The following is a 235-nucleotide window of genomic DNA, read 5'->3' on the forward strand; positions in this document are numbered from 1 at the left end:
GTCTGGCGTTTCGTCGTACTCAGTCCCGGCTTCTTCCAAGATGTGCTTGCAGACAGATTCGAGAAGGGCCCGCGCCATGGTGATTGCGCCTTCTGGATCTGTGGTACACCTCTCCAGCGATTTCGTCCATGCAACCCTCACATGCTCAGAGTCGAACCGCTCAATCGCACCAGTAACCACATGGTCCGCGGGTGATGAACCACCCTTCTCAACGTAGTCCAGAAGCGGACGGAAT

The 235-nt window shown here is 56.2% G+C and carries 1 protein-coding gene; it reads right to left on the bottom strand.

Features of this window, described 5'->3' with window-relative positions:
- A partial coding sequence (locus KMS84_RS40745) for an abortive infection family protein (RefSeq protein ID WP_256921685.1) occupies window positions 1-235 on the bottom strand: 235 nt, incomplete at both ends.

The sequence above is a fragment of the Streptomyces hilarionis genome, assembly GCF_024539675.1.
In the GTDB taxonomy this organism is placed as follows: Bacteria; Actinomycetota; Actinomycetes; order Streptomycetales; family Streptomycetaceae; genus Streptomyces; species Streptomyces hilarionis.